Here is a 17282-nt window from a genome sequence, read left to right as displayed (position 1 = left end):
CGTATTTTACTGGTTGTTCGACGACTGGGCCCGGCGTGCGCACAGCACGCCGGGCCCAGTCGTGCGCAAAGGACGCGGAGCGCCTACCAGCGGTGGTGCACCTGCGCGCGGATGCGCTCGTCGTACAGCTCCCGTACGGAGTTGAGAGTCGCCTCGGGCAGCGCCGGAAGCGCAGCGGCCGCCGCGTTCGCGCGGGCCTGCCCGGCCGAACGCGCGCCCGGGATCACACTGCTCACACCGGGCTGCTGGATGATCCACCGCAGGGCCGTCTGCGCGGGCGTCGCCCCGTGCGGAGCGAGAGCGGCGAACTCGGCGGCGGCCTCGACACCGGTCTCGAAATCGATGCCGGAGAACGTCTCCCCCTGGTCGAACGCCTCGCCGTGCCGGTTGTAGGTCCGGTGGTCGTCACCGGCGAAGACGGTCTCCTTGGTGTACTTCCCCGACAGCAGGCCCGAGGCGAGGGGGACCCTGGCGATGATGCCCACGCCGGCCTCGGCAGCGGCGGGGAGCACCTCTTCGAGCGGCTTGAGGCGGAACGGGTTGAGGATGATCTGCACGCTCGCCGTACCCGGGCGCGCGATCGCGGCGAGGGCCTCGGCGCACGTCTCGACGCTCACGCCGTAGGCGGCGATCCGCTTCTCGGCCACCAGGGTGTCCAGCGCGTCGAAGACCTCGCCGGAGGAGTGGACCGAGGACGGGGGGCAGTGCAGCTGCACCAGATCCAGGGTGTCCACGCCGAGGTTCTGGCGTGACCGGTCGTTCCAGGCGCGGAAGTTGTCCAGCACGTAGTTCTCGGGCAGCTGTTCGGCGCGGCGGCCCATCTTGGTGGCGACGAACACACCGGCGTCCGGCCGCTCGCGCAGGTAGCGCCCGATCAGCTGCTCGCTGCGCCCGTCCCCGTACACATCGGCCGTGTCGAAGAACGTGACCCCCTCGTCGACCGCCGCGTCCAGGACGCCGAGGGCGTCCTCCTCCCGTACGGCGCCCCAGTCGGCACCGAGCTGCCACGTACCGAGCCCGACGACGGAGACGCTCCGGCCGGTCCTGCCCAAAAGTCGCTGTTCCATGGGGTGCATCCTAAATTCGGCCGGGTGGGGGACATGCGCGTGGTTCACTCGCTCACTCGCCCGGATAGCGCAGACCGACGAGTTCGCGGACCTTGTCCAGCGTGCCCATGACCTCGAGGGTGCCCCGCAGCGGGACCAGGTCCGACTGGGTCTGCTTCTCCCGCAGGCAGCGCATCACTTCCCGTGCCTGGTGGCCGTAACCGTTACCGCTCTGCGGCTCCGCGACGAGCGTCTGCGGGTCGTGTCCGTCGCGCCGCAGGACCAGGGACCGCGGGTTGTAGAAGTCGGCGGGTATCTCGATCCGGCCCGCGGTGCCGTGGACGACGGCGCTGCGCGCGCTGTCGGCCGCCAGCGAACAGGACAGGACGGCCATGGCCCCGCTGTCGTAGCCCAGGACCATCGCCGTGCTCTCGTCCACCCCCTCGTCGGTGAGGTCCGCCCAGGCCGCCACCCGGTCGGGCGGACCCAGCAGCAGGTGGGCGAACGACACGGGGTACGTGCCGAGATCGAGGAGGGCACCGCCGCCGGCGGCGGGGTCGCGCAGCCTGCTCCCGGGGACGTGCGGGACCCGCCCGCTGAAGTCCGCGTGCACGGAGCGGACTTCACCGATGAGGCCCTCGTCGACCATGGAGCGGACGCGCCGGACCAGGGGGTTGAGGGAGGTCCACATGGCTTCCATGAGGAAGAGGGAGTGACGCTCCGCCAGCGCGGCCATCGACGCGGCCTGCGCCCGGTTCAGGGCGAACGGCTTCTCGCACAGCACCGCCTTGCCGCCGTCGAGGCAGGCGGTGGTGGCCGCGAGGTGATGGGCGTGCGGCGTGGCGACGTAGACGACGTCGACCTCCGGATCCGCCGCGAGAGCTTGCCAGCTGCCGTACGAGCGGGGGATGGAGAACCGGTCGGCGAAGAGCCGGGCGGAGTGCTCGGAGCGAGAACTGACGGCGACCACCTCCGCCTCCGGGATCAGGGACAGGTCTTCGGTGAAGGCGGCGGCCATGGGGCCGGTGGCCAGGATGCCCCAACGGACCGGACGGTCGGACATGTGCTGTCTCCTGTTGCGCGGGTGCGGCGAGGCCCGGGCGCTTGCGCTCCCCGGCCGAATGGGAACGTTCCCATCGGACGCTCGAAGACTCACCCACGGCTTCACCCGCTGTCAAGGACGAAGATCTTGCGCGGACGGGGCGGCACGGAAACCGGCGCCGCCCGCGCTCACGGGGATGGTTCCGGCGGCGTACGGACGTCGCGCCCGGCCCGGACGATCTCCCCGGTCCGCGGGCGGTCGCGGCCGGTTGCCTGTCCCGCGCCGGAGTCCGGACCGGCGGGTCCGCGTCGGGCCGGGGCGGACGGCTCGCGGCGGCCACCGGCGCCGCCCCGCCGAACCGGGCGTCGAGCCCCGCCGTCCTCGTGACCGGACCGCACGGTTTCGGCTCCGACGCGGCCGGGGCTGTCACGCCCGGTGTCGCGCGAGGCCGGTGCTCGCGCGTTCCGTCCGCGGCCCGGTGGCCTCGCGCCCCGCGGTCGCACGCGGACGTCAACGGCGCTGCGGCAGGGAGGGCGCAGTGGCGGGCATACCGTACAGGACCAGGTTGTCCTCGTACCGGCCGGTGGCGTGGTCGTAACCTCCGGCGCATGTGACCAGCGCCAGCCGTGCGACGCCGCCGGAGTCGAACAGATCGCCCGGCAGAGCTTCCTGCCGGTAGCTGCGGCGGGCCGTGATCCGGTAGGTGTGGGCGCGGCCGTCGGCGCCGGTCAGTACGACGCGGGCGCCCAGCTCGAACTCGTGCAGCGCCGCGAACGCTCCCGGCCCGCTTTCGCGGGTGTCGAGGTGCCCGGCGACCAGGACGGTTCCGCGGGAGGCGCCCGGGGCGGCGCCCAGCGCCCACCACCCGCCGGTGCCGGGCTCTTCGGGCAGGACCAGTGCTCCGTCGGCCGCCGCGGCGACCGGCACGAGCGCGGCCTCGAACCGTCCCGGGCCGCGAATGCTCTGGGGCGGGGACGCCGGCGCGCCGTCGCCTGCCGTCGCGGGGCCCCGAACCGGCGACAGCGTGCCCGCGTCCCGGAGGCGCGGCTGCGGGCCGCTGACCAGCACCCATCCGGCTGCCATCGCGCCCAGGCCGCACAAGGTCAGCACGGTGGCGAACCGGCGTCCCACCATGACCTAAGGGCGCTCGGGGGAGCGGCGTCGGTCGCGTACGAGCCAGAGGGCTCCGCCTGCGGCGAGCAGCCCACCGCCGGCCAGACCGGCGACGCCCGCCACGGCGAGCGAGTCCTCGCCGGCGGCCAGGTGCCCGCCGCTGCCGGCCCGGACCTTGCCGGCGTCCTTGCCGGCGTGGCAGACGCCTCCGCGCACCATCGCCAGGTGCATCGCCACCACGGGCCGCGCACTGCGGGCAGCGGCCTTGACCTCAGCGTTCTTCCCCACGGACAGTTCCTTGTCGATGAGCGCCAGGGTCGCCGTGTGCGCGGCCTCCTGGACCTTCAGCCAGGCCTTGTCGTAGGCGGGCGTACCGGCCTTGGCCCGCACGGCGGCCAGCTGCTTCTTCTGCTCCGGGGTCGGGGACCCCGGCAGCGTCACGTTCAGCTTGGCCGCCAGTGCCTTCACGTCCGCGTCCAGTTTGGTGTGGTCGCGTACCAGCACCGCCCCGACCTTCTTCACACACGCGGTGGTGGCGTTCTTCCGGGCGTCCTGCCCGGCGGCGATCTCCGCAAGGTTGCCCTGATGGGCCGCCTTCACGAACATGGAGTCGCCGGCGCTCACCGGTGCGGCATACGCCGACGTCATCGACATGCCGGAGAGGACCATCGCGGCCGCGGTGACAGGCACGAGTCGTCTGTGCATGAAAACTGCTCCCTTCTCTCCGGTGGGGCAGCGAGCGATCACGCCACCGCACCGGTTCCCGGAACGGACGCCGATACAGCGCCCAGCAGCCATCCCTCCCACGGACACGCCGAAATCCCTGCTTCGTTCCCGGATTTCACGCGAACAGCCGACACGGCCGCTCAGGGCGCCCCCGGAAACACCGCGGGCGGAAACCGCACGTACTCGTCCCGCTGGTTCAGACCGTGGCGGGCGCGGCCTCCCGGTCGCCGGACGCGCGGGCGGTGTCCGGAGGGTTGTCGCCGCGCACCGCCTCCAGGTATTCGGCCATGGCGTCCCTGTTGCGGGTCAGGCACTCGATGCGTTCGGTGAGGCGGTCGCGTTCGAGTTCCAGCGTGGCGAGCATCTCCGGTGTCGCGTCGGGGAAGTGGATGGTCCGGGGCTTGTCGAGGCACGGGAGGATCTGTCTGATGATCCGGGTCGGCAGTCCGGCATCGAGCAGTCCCCTGATCTGCGCGACCCGGTCCACGAAGCGTTCGTCGTACTCGCGGTAGCCGTTGGGGGAGCGGTCGGCGGCGATCAGCCCCTGCTCCTCGTAGTAGCGCAGCAGTCGCCGGGGTGTGCCGGTGCGCTCCGACAGCTCTCCGATACGCATGTGATCCACCTCACGGCTCGCCGCGTTGACCCTCACATCGATGTGAGGGATCGAGCATACTCGGCATGCGGAACCACACGACCGAACTCACCCGCCCCGATGCCGGGACCACCCACCAGAAACTCCCGTTGCCGGCGCTGCTGGCTCTGGCCACCGCCGTCTTCGTCACCAGCCTGACCGAGACCCTGCCCGCGGGTCTGCTGCCCGCGATGAGCGCCGACCTGGGCGTCAGCGAATCGGCCACGGGGCAGACGGTGACGGTCTACGCCGTCGGAACCGCGCTCACGGCGATCCCCCTGACCGCCGCCACCGCCCGGTGGCGGCGCAAGCGTCTGCTGCTGACGGCGATGGCGGGATTCGCCGCCGCCAACACGGTCACCGCGGTCTCGTCCGACTACTCCCTGACCATGGTGGCCCGGTTCGTCGCCGGGGTCGCCGCGGGCCTGGCCTGGGCCCTGCTGGCCGGATACGCCCGCCGCATGGCGCCCGTACACCTGCAAGGCAGAGCGATCGCGATCGCCATGGCCGGCATCCCGGTGGCCCTGTCGCTGGGGGTGCCCGCGGGAACCTTCCTCGGCAAGGTGCTCAGCTGGCAGGTGGCGTTCCTGACCATGACCGCCCTCACCGTCCTCCTGCTCGCGTGGATCACCGCTGCGGTTCCCGACTACCCCGGGCAGCGGCAGGACGGCCGGACCCCGGTCCTGCGGACCCTGCGCATCCCCGGGGTGACACCGGTCCTGTTCGTCACCCTGGTGTTCGTACTGGCCCACACCATCCTCTACACCTTCATCGCCACGTTCCTCGACCGGCTCGGCATGGGCGACTCGACCGACCTCGTACTGCTGGTCTTCGGCGCCGCCTCCCTGGCGGGCATCTGGATCGTGGGCGCTCAGATCAACCGCCGGCCGCGGACCCTCACCATCGCCGGCACCGTCCTGGTCGCCGTGGCCGCCGCCATCCTGGCGGTGCTCGCCGACAGCCCCGCCATGGTCTACCTCGCCGTGACACTGTGGGGGCTCGGATGGGGAGGCGCCCCCACGCTGCTGCAGACCGCCGTGGGCGACGCGGGCAAAGACTCGGCCGACGCCGCGCAGGCCATGCTCGTCACGCTGTGGAACGCGGCCATGGCGGGCGGCGGAGTCGTCGGCGGGCTCCTCCTCGACCGCTTCGGCTCCACCTCCTTCCCCTGGAGCGTCCTTGTGCTCCTGGTGCCGGTCCTGCTCGTGGTGGTGGCCGCCCGCACCCACGGCTTCCCCGCCCAGCGGGTGAGCGCCACTTCGTGAACACCGACGCCGAACGCGCCCCGGTCCGGATGGTGACGGACCGGGGCGCACCCGTCGTGAGGGGCCGCTGCCCGGGAGCGCCTTCGACGGTGACGCCGCTCCGGAAGGAGACAGATCCCACACGCAGGTCAGTGCGCGGACCGGGAAATCCCCTTCCCGGAACACGTCCGCGCCGCGTCCCGCACGCGAGTTCACCATGCGGCGGACGGTGTCACGCCCCACTGACACCGTCCCGGTGGGCCGGGCGGGCCGGAGCCGCACGACGCTCACGCCGTAAGCTGCGGGTCGCGAAGCCCGGACACGGGGGCGGTCTGCTCCGGCACTCCACAGACCCCCTACACTCGTCCTCCGTTTCCTGCCGCCGCCAGAAACCGCACACGTACCGACTCGAAGGGCCCTCATCACGTGAGTTCCACACACCATGCCGAGGCACCGATCTACGCAGGTCTCATAGAGGAGCGAGGCGACGTACCCGCCGAGGTGCGCCAGATCGCCGAGCAGACCCTGCGGGAGGTGGAGCAGGCCATGGACTTCAGCTCTGTGCGCGCGACAGCGATGCGCTGGTAGGCCGGTCCGGCACGGGCAGGGGAGCGCGCCGAAGCGAAACCGTGCCGCCGCGCCCCGGCGCTGCCCGTCATACGCCGTTTCGTCGGGCAGGGCCACATCCGGGGGCCTCACATGGGCCGGAACGGCACTCAGCGATCGCAGGGCCGGGACATGCTCACGCAGCCGACACCGGTCGTGGACGGCTCGCCGGCGGACACCCACGTACGCATGTCACCCGGCACCGGGTGGCTCCGCTCCCGGTTGCCACCGGATCACTCCGTCGTACGCCCCGGTCCGCGCGGCCACGACATGGTCGGCCGAACCCGTCACGGACGCCGGTCCCACGTCGCCACACACCTGGTACCCGGGCAGTGCTGCGCAGACGGGGCCGGAGGTGCACAAGGACTGCCGTGCGGTCCTCGGTGCCGACCGTGAGCACGACGATGCCGGCCGCGAAGCGGGGCGACGGGCACGACCGGGCCGAGGGCCGGCCGGAAGACGGCCCCTGACATGGCGGCCTGCTGCCCGGCACCGGTCCGGCCTCCCGCGCGGTCAGCCCGAATCCCGCTCGTCCCCGTACGTCGGCTCGTGCGCCTTTTCGGACGGCTCCTCGGACTCGGGGCCCCGGCCGGCGGAATCCCGGCTCCGGTCCTGCTCCCGGGCGGTCCGCTTCTCTTCCTCCAGCCGCTTGCGGACCTCTTCCGGCTTGTCTCCGAGCTGATTCATCACCGTCTCCTCCCGTCGGTGAGGCATGGTCCCGCGGCAAGAGTCACACAGCCCCGCCACGGCTGCACGCCGACGGCCGGACCGTCCCGGTCTCCCGGCCGCAGCGGGTCCCGCACCGGCGCCGGACCGGCGCCGAGCCCCGCCGGCTGATCCTCTCCGCGCTCAGTGGGTACAGGGCCAGGTATGAACGAGCGGTCGCGACTGCCCCGGGACGGGTACCTGCCGATCGAGGACCACGGTCTGATAGGAGACGGCCGCGGGTGCGCCCTGGTGGGCCGCGACGGCGCCGTCAGTTTCATGTGCGTCCCCCGCTTCGACGCTCCGCCACTGTTCTGCTCACTGCTCGACCGGCACTGCGGCGGTTCCTTCCTGATCGCACCGCAGGGACTGCGGGAAAGCCGTCAGTACTACGTCGAGGACACCGCGGTCCTGGTGACGGAGCTGTTCGCGGACACAGGAGTCGTCGAGGTCACCGATGCGTTCCTCCTCGAAGCGGGTGCGCACCTGGAGGAGGACGCCCCCGCAGGCAGGGGGGAACTGGTCCGTCACGCGAAGGTCGTGCACGGCAGCGTCGACCTGACCGTGGCGGTACGGCCGTACGGCGGTGCCCGGTCCGGGAGCACCGCCGGGGGCTGCCGGCTGGCCTGCCCGCGTCAGTCCCTCGAGCTGTATCTGAGCGCCTCCCGGCCGTTGTCCGGCCCCCAGTGCACAGTGCCTCTCGGCGAAGGGGAGGAGCTCCGGGTGGGCCTGCGCTGGAACGGGCAGTGGGACCGGGGGGCCTCCCGCCCGGGTCCGCCGGCCGACAGTTGCATCACCGGCACCGTGGAAGCGTGGCGACGCTGGTCGGCGAGCATCGTGCACGACTCTCCCCGCGCCGACCTGGTACGGCGCTCGGCCATCACCCTCAAGCTCCTGGAGCACGTCGAGAACGGCGCCATCGTCGCCGCCCCCACCTCGTCGCTGCCCGAATGCGTCGGAGGAGACCGCAACTGGGACTACCGCTACGCGTGGATACGTGATGCCGCGTACACGGTGTTCGCCCTGCGCCGGATCGGCCTGACCTCCGAGGCCGGCGGCTTCCTCCACTGGGCGCTCACCGCCGCCGGGCGCGAAGGGCGGCTGCGCGTCCTGTACGCCGTGGACGGCCGGCCGGCGCCGGTCGAAGTCGTCGACGAGGAACTGGAGGGGTACCGCCGTTCCTCACCCGTGCGCTGGGGCAACGCCGCGGCGGAGCAGGTGCAGCACGACGTCTACGGAGAACTCCTGGACTGTGCCTTCCAGTGGGCGGCCACCGGCAGAACGCTGAGCGACGGCCTGTGGCACCGCCTGGCCGGCCTGGCCGAACAGGCCCGCACCGCCTGGAGGGCGCCGGATCACGGCATCTGGGAGGTACGGACCCCGGGGCGCCCCTTCACGTACTCCGCGGCGATGTGCCAGGTGGCACTCGACCGCGCGGCGCGGCTCGTCACCCGTTTGGGCCTGCCGGGCGACGCCACCACATGGGCCACGGAGGCCCGGCACCTCACCGAAACGATCATCCACGACGCGTGGGACGAGCGGATGAACTCCCTCACCGAACACCTCGGCCGGGGAGGCGGACTGGACGCCTCACTCCTCGCTCTGCCGCTCAGACGTGTCCTGCCCGCCGACCACCCGCGCATGGTCGCCACCACACGGGCGATCGCCGAACGGCTCGGTGCGGGCGACGGTCTGCTGTACCGCTATCTCCCGCAGGACTCACCCGACGGACTCGACGAGCCGGAGGGCGCGTTCCTGCTGTGCAGTTTCTGGATGGTGGACAACCTCGCAGGCCAGGGCCGCGTCGACGAAGCCTCCGAACTCTTCGAGAAGTTGTGTTCCTACGCCAGTCCGCTCGGTCTGTTCGCCGAGCAGATCTCCCCGGGAGACCTCTCCTTCCTCGGTAATTTCCCCCAAGGACTCAGTCACGTCGGGCTCGTATCGAGCGCTGTCGTCCTCGCCCGCGCCCAGCACGGTGTACGCCCGGAACTCTCCACCCACGCATGGTTCCAGTGAGAACATCCGCCCCGTTCTGACGGGCGGTGTGCGGGACGAACGTCGTGCGCGTCGGCGCGATGCGTGGGTTGTTTGCCGGTGACGTAAATCCCACGAGGTTCTGAAGAGCAACAAATGTGAGTAACATCCGCCTCCAACAGACGTGCAAGGAAAGCGAGTAGTCATGCCGGAAAGCAATCCCACTCTGCAGACCCAGTACGCCAAGCAGGTCGACGCCGATCTGGAGCGCAACACGAGGGAGCAGGAACGCATCAGGTCCGAGGTGGCCACTCTCCAGGCGCAGCTCGAAGCCCTGCAGAAGGACCACGAACTGCTGGTGAGCATGCAGGCGGCCCTGGGCACTCCTCCCGTGAAGAAGGCCAAGGCGGTCAAGACCGCGACAGTTCCCAGGGCGCGGCGCGCAAAGGCAGGCTCCGACAACGACAAGCGTCCCAGGAAGGCCGCGGAACCGAAGAGCGGGGCAAAGACCAACAAGAACGTGCCCCCGCTGCGGGAACTCGTCGTCGCCGTTCTCGCCAGGCACCAGGAACCGCGGTCGGCGGCCGAAGTCGCCCAGGAACTGGCACAGGAACACCCCGAACGCACGCTGAGCGTCACAGTGGTGCGCAACGCCCTTGAGGCGTCGGTCGCCAAGAACCAGAGCGAACGAACCAAGCAGCAGAAGTCCGTCTACTACAGGGCCGTCAAGGACGGATCCGCCACGGAACAGCCGGCTGCCGTGCCGAGTACGGGAGCCGAAGGCGCGTAACGATCCGCCGCCGGCAGGACGTGAAGCGTCGCTGGAGGGCAGTGTGTGACGGGGCGCGGGTGACGAGAACGGGTTCCCCCGCAGGCGCAGTTGTGTGCTCAGCAGCGAACGGGTCCTTTGTCGCGGTCCGGCGCGGTCCGGCGCGGTACGGCGAGCGGAGCGGCCGGTAGCCGGAGTCACGACGCCCTGGCCGGCCGGCGGGTCCATGACGGTCCACCGGGCGGACTCTCACTGAGCCGCGCCCGCTGCGCGAGGCCGCCTCCCGTGCTCGTGGAGGCGGCCTCGCGCAGTTCAGGGGGCGAGCCCGGGGACCTTCGGGCGACGTACGACCGGCCCGGGGCCGGTAGTCCAAGCGGACGACAGGCCGGCACACTCCTGCATGAATCCGCCAGTCGGTGAAGTGTTGGTCCACCTCTTTGACCAGCGATGTTCCAGAATCGCGCACGGATGCTGCAACCGGGCACCGGGTTTCCACGCCGGGTCGCTCCACCGGGGCAGCGAGTCAGCGGGTCGTGCGACGACAGGACGGCGGAACCATGGGACGTGACCAGGTCGATGCGCGGCGGCAGGACGACGGGCGGCGGAGATTTCTGCGACGGGCCGCCACCGTCGCCGGTGCGGCGGCCACCGGCTTCGGAAGCCTGGAAGCGTACGCCGCGCAGCCGGCCGCGTACGGCGCCCCGGCCGCCGGGCCCTGCCGCAAAACCGTGCGCCGCTACCCGTTCCACGGCGCTCACCAGGCGGGGATCATCACCGAGCAGCAGGCCTTCGCCGGGTTCATCTCCTTCGACGTCCTGGCCGAGGACCGCAAGGAACTCAAGGAACTGTTCAAGACGCTCACCGAACAGGCCCGCCTTCTCATCCGGGGTGTGAAGCCCAAGGACGTGGAAGTGGCCGCCGAGCCGCAGACCCAGGACGGTCTGACCATCACGCTCGGCGTCGGCGCGTCGCTCTTCGACGACCGTTTCGGTCTCGCCGGCCGCCGGCCACGGCTCCTCACCCCGATGCCGGAGTTTCCCGACGACCGTCTCGACCCGGCGACCTGCCACGGTGATCTCTCGCTGCAGATCTGCGCTGAGCACCCGGACGCCGTCGTACACGTCATCCGGGAACTGGCGCGCCGGACCGACGGAAGGATGCGGCCCCGCTGGCGGGCCGACGGCTTCCACAATCCGGCGCGGCCCTCGGGTGCCTCACGCACCTTCGTCGGCTTCAAGGACGGGATCATCAACCCGGATACGGCCTCGTCCAAGGAGATGGACCGGCTCGTATGGGTGAAGCCTTCCTCCGGCGAGCCGGCCTGGACCGCGGGCGGCTGCTACCAGGTGCTCCGCCTCATCCGCTTCCGCGTGGAATCCTGGGACAGAGTGCCGACCGCGACCCAGGAGAAGATCTTCGGCCGCCGCAAGGCGTCCGGCGCTCCGCTGGACGGCCGCCGTGAGGAGGACCTGCCGGACTACGGCAAGGATCCGCACGGCAAGAAGACCCCGCTGGACTCCCACATCCGGCTCGCCAATCCACGCACGGCCGAGACCGCCGACTCCCTCCTTCTGCGCAGGAGTTACAACTACGACGGCGGATTCGACACGGACGGCAGCCTCGACCTCGGACTGGTCTTCTGCTGCTACCAGCAGGACGTCGCGCGGCAGTTCGCCACGATGCAGAAGCGGCTCGCGGGCGAGCCGCTCGCCCGGTTCGTCTCACCGACCGGCGGCGGGTACTTCTTCGCGCTGCCCGGGGTGCGCGACGCCTCCGACTGGTTCGGTTCGGCCCTGCTGAAGACCTGACCCGCCCGTGTCCTTGTGACCGGAGCCCCTACCTCACCGGCCGGGCAGTGGCGGGCGGACGAGCGGAGGCGGGGGCGTGCCGGAGCCCGGAGGGCAGTACGTCGCGTTCGGAGAAGACGGCCGTCTCGTCCGCCGTGCCGACGACGGGTGATGTCCCCGTCCAGCGGCCCAGGGCGATCTCGGCGGTGATGCCGGGACCGAACCCGGCGATCAGACCCGTACCGGAACCGGCGACCCGGCCTTCCTCGAAGAGGCGGTCGAGGGCGTCGAAGACGACGGCGCTCGCGATGTTCCCACGCTCGGTGAGCGTCGCGCGGCTGAACCTGAAGGTCTCCGGCGGGAGGTCCAGGAAGTGGGAGAGGTCGTCCAGGATGCGCGGACCACCGGCATGGACGATGTAGAAGTCCAGGCCGGAGACGTCCCAGAGATGCTGGTCCGCGAGCGTACGCAGTGCGGGCGCGAGCATCTCCATCGTGCCCGGGACCCGCTTGTCCAGGAGGAAGTGGAAGCCGGTGTCGCGGACGCTGTAGGAGATCCAGTCCTCCGTGTCCGGGACCAGGTGCGAGCCGTTGCGCTCCAGCGCCACGCCCGTGCCGCCCTCGCCGCGTACGACGGCCGCGGCGAGGGCGTCGCCGAACAGCCCGTTGGACAGCAGCGACCCCACTCCCAGGTCGGTCGGCTGGTAGCACAGCGAACAGAACTCGCAGGCGACGATGAGCACGTTGGACTGCGGGTAGGCGAGGCAGAAGTCGTGGGCCCGGTTGATCGCGGCACCGCCGGCCGCACACCCGAGCTGGGCGATGGGCAGCTGGCGGGTGTTGGAGCGGAACCCGAGCGAGTTGATCATCCATGCCGTCATCGAGGGCATCATGAACCCGGTGCACGAGACGTAGATCAGCAGATCGATGTCCCGGGCCTTCAGTTCGGCGTGGTCGAGCGCGCGTTCGACCACGTCGGGGACGCGTGACTTGGCCTCCGCGGTGTACAGCAGGTTGCGCTGCTCGAATCCCGGATGGCGCAGGGTGTCGGCGATCGGCTGGACGATGTGCCGGGTGAGTACGCCGGTGTTCTCGATCAGCCGCAGTGCCAGGCCCAGTTGCTCGTGGCCGGAGTGCAACTGCCGGGCGAGTTCCAGTGTTTCGTCGAGAGTGATGATGTGGTCAGGGACGGCGATGGCCGGCCTGCACAGGGTGGTCATGGCTGCTTCCCTCCGCGACTGCGGTCGATGGGTATCGTCGGCGTCACCGGACGACCGGGAGGGTCCGGGGGCGGCGCCGGATCGAGGCGGTGCTCCAGGCGGTCTCGTCCCCGAACGCCATGTGACGCGGTGTGCCGTGCTCCAGGCCCTTCGTGTGGTCGGACAGGCAATGCCACGCACCGGCGGCAGAACTCATGTGCGTACTCCAGTCCTGGTTTCACGGGAACCTGCTCATATAGACCCCGGGGCGGTCGCCGGGAAACACGCCATGCCGCCTTGTCCCTCGCACAGCCCACGCAACTGGCCCCGTTCGGGTCATGGCGGAACCCGGCCCCTCCCGTGAGGGCCGGCCCCCGTCGCGCCGGTCAGTACGCGTCTCCCGTCGTCGACGACGTGATGATGTCGCCGTGCGCGAAGTCGCCGGGCGGAATGCCCGGGTGGTGCCCTTCGGCACGTGGACGCGGGGCGGAAGTCCCGAGGGCGAGCCGGGAGACGATGCGGTAGCGGTCGCCGCGGTAGACCGAGTGGACGTACTCGACGGGATGGCCCGCGGTGTCGGTGGTGAGGCGCTCCACCAGCAGGGCCGGGGAGAGCACCGGAACGTCGAGCACGGCGGCCTCGGCCTCGTTGACGACGGTCGGCTCGATCGACTGCACCGCCTGGTCGACGTACACCTGGTGCTGCTCCCGCAAGTGGTCGTACAGATCGCCCGCCTCCAGTTCCTGCGGGCTGAGGGAGGGGACCAGTTCGGCGGGGATGTGGAGGTGCTCGATGGCCATCGGCGTCCCGTCGACCAGCCGCAGCCGGGCGATGTAGACCACCTCGGCCGCGGGGGAGACGCGCAGCTTGCGGCCGATGCGGGCGCCCGCACGGATGGTGTCGAGCTTCAGCAGCCTGCTGGACCAGGCGCCCGCCGCACGGGGCACGGCCAGCGCGGCGTCGCCGGAGACCAGTTCCTGGGTGATCTTGGCGGGGGCGACGAACATGCCGCGGCCGTGTTCGCGTACGAGCTGCCCGGTGGCGACGAGTTCGTCCACGGCGGCGCGCAGGGTGGGGCGGGAGACGCCCAGTTCGGCGCTGAGAGCGCGCTCCGAGGGGATGGCGTCGCCGGGACGGCGTGTCTCGATCAGCCCGAGGAGGAATTCCCGGACCCGCTCCCGCTTCAGTACGGCGCCTGAGGAGCTGTTCTCCATGGACCTGACCTCTCTGCTCCGTCGTCGATGACTGGTCTGGTGGTAAAGGCTAGTTCAATCGAAGAAGCGCGTCATGGCTGCCTCAACATCCTTTGATTACAAGAGGGTTGACGCGCCCATTGGTCTATGCCACCTTCTAGCCACGTCGTTGTCCAGTTGGCCAACTGGTCAACTCTCTTACGAGGTGACCCCGTGAAGATCCGCTTCATCGCCGCTGCCTCAGCTCTCGCAGCCGCTACCGCGCTCACCGCCTGCAGCACCTCGTCGTCCGGCTCCGATGCGGCGGCAGGCCCCGGCAGGCTCACCGTATGGATCATGAAGGACAGCGTCTCCGACGCGTATCTCCAGCGATTCGAGAAGGACTTCGAGCAGCGGCACAAGGACACCGACCTCGACATCCAGATACAGGAGTGGGACGGCATCGGTGAGAAGATCACCGCCGCGCTCGCGAGCAAGGACGCCCCGGACGTCATCGAGGTGGGCAACACCCAGGTCGCGCAGTACGCGCAGAGCGGCGGAGTGCTCGACCTCAGTGACAGGACGGGGGACCTGCGGGGCGGCGACTGGCTGCCCGGTCTTGCCGAACCGGGGAAGGTCGACGGCAAGCAGTACGGCATCCCCTGGTACGCGGCCAACCGCGTCGTGATCTACAACAAGGATCTTTTCAGGAAGGCGGGCATCACCTCCCCGCCCAAGACCCGTGACGAGTGGCTGCGGATCACCGCAGAGCTCAACCAGGGCAGGACACAGGGCATCTACCTCCCCGGACAGAACTGGTACACCCTCGCCGGCTTCATCTGGGAGGAGGGCGGCGAACTCGCCCAGGAGAGCGGCGGCAGCTGGAAGGGGGCGCTCGACAGCCCCGAGGCACTCAGGGGCATGGACTTCTACCAGCGGCTCCAGGCGCTGGGCAAGGGCCCGGAGGACTCCGACGAGGCCAAGCCGCCGCAGGCGGAAGTCTTCGCCAAGGGCGACGTCGCCCAGATCATCTCGGTCCCCGGCGGCGCGAAGATCGTGGAACAGGCCAATCCGGCCCTGGCGGGAAAACTCGGTTTCTTCCCGATCCCCGGCAAGACGGCAAGCAGGCCCGGAGCGACCTTCACCGGTGGCTCCGACCTGATCGTCCCCGCCGCCTCCGCCCGCCAGGACGCGGCGTACCAGGTGGTCAAGTCGCTCACCGGGGAGAAGTGGCAGACGGATCTGGCCAGGACCATGAGCTACGTCCCCAACAGGACGTCGCTGGCCGGGGTCATCGAGGACAACGAGGGCACCGCAGCCATGGCCGCCGCGGCCGCGCAGGGACGTGCCACGCCCAACTCCCCGCAGTGGGCCGCCGTCGAGGCCACCAACCCGATCAAGCAGTACATGACCGCCGTGCTGACCGGAAGCGACCCGGAGAAGGCCGCGAAGGACGCCTCGGACGCCATCAGCAAGACCCTCCGCCCATGAGCGGGGCCCGGCCGGGGAAGAGATCATGAGGCGTCCCGGAGCTCTGTGGCCCTATCTGCTCATCGCGCCCACCGTCATCGGCGTCGTCCTCCTGCTCGCCTACCCCTTCGCCCGCAACCTGCTGATCTCCCTCCAGCACTACGGGATGGCGGAACTGATCCGGGGGGACGCGGGCTTCGCCGGCCTGGAGAACTACCGGGAGATCCTGCGCGACGGCGAGTTCTGGCAGGTGGTCCGCCGCACGCTGGGGTGGACCGCGGTCAACGTCGTCCTCATCATGGTGATCGGCACGGCCGTCGCGCTGATGCTCCAGGCGCTGGGCAAGCGGATGCGGACCCTGGTCCTGAGCGGACTGGTGCTCGCCTGGGCCAGCCCCGTCATCGCCACGACCACCGTCTTCCAGTGGCTCTTCTCCTCCCGTCTGGGGGTGGTCAACTGGCTGCTGGTCCGGCTCGGGTTCGACTCCTTCGAGAACTACTCCTGGCTGGCGCACGGACCGGCGGCCTTCACCGTCCTGGTCCTGCTCGTCGTATGGCAGTCCGTGCCGTTCGCCGCCATCACCCTGCACTCCGCGCTGACCACGGTCCCCACCGAACTCTTCGAGTCCGCCCGCATCGACGGCGCCGGCGGCTGGCGGATCTTCCGCTCCATCACCCTGCCCGTCCTGGCACCCGTCTTCGGCCTGGTCCTCAGCCTCGAAGTCATCTGGGTCTTCCGGTGCTTCGCCCAGATCTGGGCCGTCACCAAGGGCGGGCCCGGCGGAGCGACCACCACCCTGCCGGTCTACTCCTACCAAGTGGCGCAGTCGCTGCACCGCTACGACCTCGGAGCGGCCGCGGCGACCCTCACCGTACTCATCCTGGTCGCCGCGCTGATCCTCTACTTCCGTCAGATGTTCCGGCAGGAGGCCGAGCTGTGAGACCTGTCCCCACGTCCGCCTCCGCCTCCGCGGTACTGCGCAGGCTGCCCCTGAACGCGGGCGCGCTCATCGTCTTCGCGCTCTGCGTCTTCCCCGTGTACTGGATGGTCCTCACCGCCCTCAAGCCCACCGCGGACATCCAGGCCGAGACGCCCGTGTTCCTGCCCACCGCGCTGACACTGGAGCACTTCTCCGCAGCGGTGAACGCCGACGGCTTCTGGTCCTTCTGGCGCAACAGCCTCATCGTCACGGCCGGTTGTGTGCTGCTGGCCCTGGCGGTGGCCCTCGGCTCCGCCTTCGCGGTGGCCAGGCTGCGCTGGAAAGGCCGCCGCGGCTTCGTCCTGATGGTCTTCCTCGCACAGGTCGCTCCCTGGGAGGCGCTGCTGATCCCGATGTACGTCATCGCCCGCGACACCGGCATGCTCGACAGGCTCGCCACCCTCACCCTCGTCTACTTCATGATCACCCTGCCGTTCACCATCGTGACCCTGCGCGGCTTCCTCACGGCGATCCCCGTGGAACTCGAGGAGGCCGCCCAGGTGGACGGCTGCACCCGCGCCACCGCGTTCCGGAGAGTCACCTTCCCCCTCCTCGCGCCCGGACTGCTCGCCACCTCGCTCTTCGGCTTCATCACCGCCTGGAACGAGTTCGCCTTCGCCAACATGCTGATCATCAAGAACCAGGACGACCGCACCCTCCCGGTCTGGCTCTCCTCGTTCTCGAACGTCTTCGGCACCGACTGGGGCGCCACCATGGCCGCCTCCACGCTCTTCGCCCTGCCCGTCCTCATCCTCTTCCTGGTGCTCCAGCGCCGGGTCGCCGCCGGGATGACCGGCGGCGCGGTCAAGGGATAGGAGAC

17 protein-coding genes are annotated in these 17282 nt (G+C 70.4%); 8 read left to right on the top strand and 9 right to left on the bottom strand.

Features of this window, described 5'->3' with window-relative positions; translation table 11 throughout:
- Window positions 1-83: 83 nt before the first annotated feature.
- The 5 genes from ACWD0Y_RS20075 to ACWD0Y_RS20055 form a co-directional block, all read right to left on the bottom strand.
- On the bottom strand, window positions 84-1067 hold the full coding sequence (locus ACWD0Y_RS20075; protein WP_450261675.1) for an aldo/keto reductase: 984 nt from the start codon (window positions 1065-1067) through the stop codon (window positions 84-86).
- A gap of 52 nt (window positions 1068-1119) precedes the next feature.
- A complete protein-coding gene (locus ACWD0Y_RS20070; RefSeq protein WP_450261674.1) occupies window positions 1120-2109 on the bottom strand; it encodes a Gfo/Idh/MocA family protein in 990 nt (329 codons plus the stop codon).
- 489 nt (window positions 2110-2598) lie between these two features.
- Window positions 2599-3222: a class F sortase gene (locus tag ACWD0Y_RS20065; RefSeq protein ID WP_450261673.1), complete on the bottom strand. Its 624-nt coding sequence runs from the start codon at window positions 3220-3222 to the stop codon at window positions 2599-2601.
- A gap of 3 nt (window positions 3223-3225) precedes the next feature.
- On the bottom strand, window positions 3226-3906 hold the full coding sequence (locus tag ACWD0Y_RS20060) for a DUF4142 domain-containing protein (RefSeq protein ID WP_450261672.1): 681 nt from the start codon (window positions 3904-3906) through the stop codon (window positions 3226-3228).
- Between the two features lie 217 nt (window positions 3907-4123).
- Entirely contained in the window at window positions 4124-4540 is a 417-nt protein-coding gene (locus ACWD0Y_RS20055) for a MerR family transcriptional regulator (protein WP_450261671.1), read from the bottom strand.
- Window positions 4541-4605: 65 nt separating this feature from the next.
- Here ACWD0Y_RS20055 and ACWD0Y_RS20050 point away from each other — a divergent pair, with 65 nt between their 5' ends.
- Together ACWD0Y_RS20050 and ACWD0Y_RS20045 are read left to right on the top strand one after the other, a co-directional pair.
- Complete coding sequence (locus ACWD0Y_RS20050) at window positions 4606-5823, top strand: MFS transporter (RefSeq protein ID WP_450261670.1); 1218 nt, start codon at window positions 4606-4608, stop codon at window positions 5821-5823.
- A gap of 405 nt (window positions 5824-6228) precedes the next feature.
- Window positions 6229-6390 (top strand): hypothetical protein, encoded by a 162-nt coding sequence (locus ACWD0Y_RS20045; protein ID WP_176710211.1) that lies wholly within the window; start codon window positions 6229-6231, stop codon window positions 6388-6390.
- A gap of 531 nt (window positions 6391-6921) precedes the next feature.
- Here ACWD0Y_RS20045 and ACWD0Y_RS20040 read toward each other — a convergent pair.
- Window positions 6922-7095: a hypothetical protein gene (locus ACWD0Y_RS20040; RefSeq protein ID WP_450261669.1), complete on the bottom strand. Its 174-nt coding sequence runs from the start codon at window positions 7093-7095 to the stop codon at window positions 6922-6924.
- A gap of 183 nt (window positions 7096-7278) precedes the next feature.
- On the opposite strand from ACWD0Y_RS20040, the gene ACWD0Y_RS20035 reads away from it, so the two are divergent.
- The 3 genes from ACWD0Y_RS20035 (at window position 7279) to efeB (ending at window position 11664) form a co-directional block, all read left to right on the top strand.
- Complete coding sequence (locus tag ACWD0Y_RS20035; protein WP_450261668.1) at window positions 7279-9129, top strand: glycoside hydrolase family 15 protein; 1851 nt, start codon at window positions 7279-7281, stop codon at window positions 9127-9129.
- 163 nt (window positions 9130-9292) lie between these two features.
- Window positions 9293-9877: a hypothetical protein gene (locus ACWD0Y_RS20030; protein ID WP_450261667.1), complete on the top strand. Its 585-nt coding sequence runs from the start codon at window positions 9293-9295 to the stop codon at window positions 9875-9877.
- A 536-nt stretch (window positions 9878-10413) separates the two neighbouring features.
- On the top strand, window positions 10414-11664 hold the full coding sequence (gene efeB / locus ACWD0Y_RS20025) for an iron uptake transporter deferrochelatase/peroxidase subunit (protein ID WP_450261666.1): 1251 nt from the start codon (window positions 10414-10416) through the stop codon (window positions 11662-11664).
- Window positions 11665-11692: 28 nt separating this feature from the next.
- On the opposite strand, the gene ACWD0Y_RS20020 is transcribed toward efeB, so the two are convergent.
- From ACWD0Y_RS20020 to ACWD0Y_RS20010, 3 genes are all read right to left on the bottom strand, one after another.
- The gene (locus ACWD0Y_RS20020) at window positions 11693-12862 is read right to left on the bottom strand and encodes a type III polyketide synthase (RefSeq protein WP_450261665.1); all 1170 of its coding nucleotides are present in this window, start codon (window positions 12860-12862) and stop codon (window positions 11693-11695) included.
- 43 nt (window positions 12863-12905) lie between these two features.
- Window positions 12906-13058: a hypothetical protein gene (locus ACWD0Y_RS20015; protein WP_450261664.1), complete on the bottom strand. Its 153-nt coding sequence runs from the start codon at window positions 13056-13058 to the stop codon at window positions 12906-12908.
- Window positions 13059-13227: 169 nt separating this feature from the next.
- Window positions 13228-14055, bottom strand: coding sequence for a GntR family transcriptional regulator (locus ACWD0Y_RS20010; RefSeq protein ID WP_450261663.1), 828 nt, complete (start codon window positions 14053-14055; stop codon window positions 13228-13230).
- A gap of 192 nt (window positions 14056-14247) precedes the next feature.
- Between ACWD0Y_RS20010 and ACWD0Y_RS20005 the strand changes: the two genes are divergently transcribed.
- The 3 genes from ACWD0Y_RS20005 (at window position 14248) to ACWD0Y_RS19995 (ending at window position 17277) form a co-directional block, all read left to right on the top strand.
- Window positions 14248-15504 carry an extracellular solute-binding protein gene (locus ACWD0Y_RS20005; RefSeq protein ID WP_450261662.1) on the top strand — a complete coding sequence of 419 codons (1257 nt, stop codon included), beginning with the start codon at window positions 14248-14250 and terminating at the stop codon, window positions 15502-15504.
- A gap of 25 nt (window positions 15505-15529) precedes the next feature.
- Entirely contained in the window at window positions 15530-16423 is an 894-nt protein-coding gene (locus ACWD0Y_RS20000) for a carbohydrate ABC transporter permease (protein ID WP_450261661.1), read from the top strand.
- A gap of 104 nt (window positions 16424-16527) precedes the next feature.
- Window positions 16528-17277, top strand: a complete 750-nt coding sequence (locus tag ACWD0Y_RS19995; protein ID WP_450261693.1) for a carbohydrate ABC transporter permease — start codon at window positions 16528-16530, stop codon at window positions 17275-17277.
- The last annotated feature ends 5 nt before the right edge of the window (window positions 17278-17282 follow it).

Source organism: Streptomyces altiplanensis (assembly GCF_053591575.1).
The sequence above is the reverse complement of the archived record's forward strand: the minus strand, read 5'-3'. Positions and strand labels throughout refer to the sequence as shown.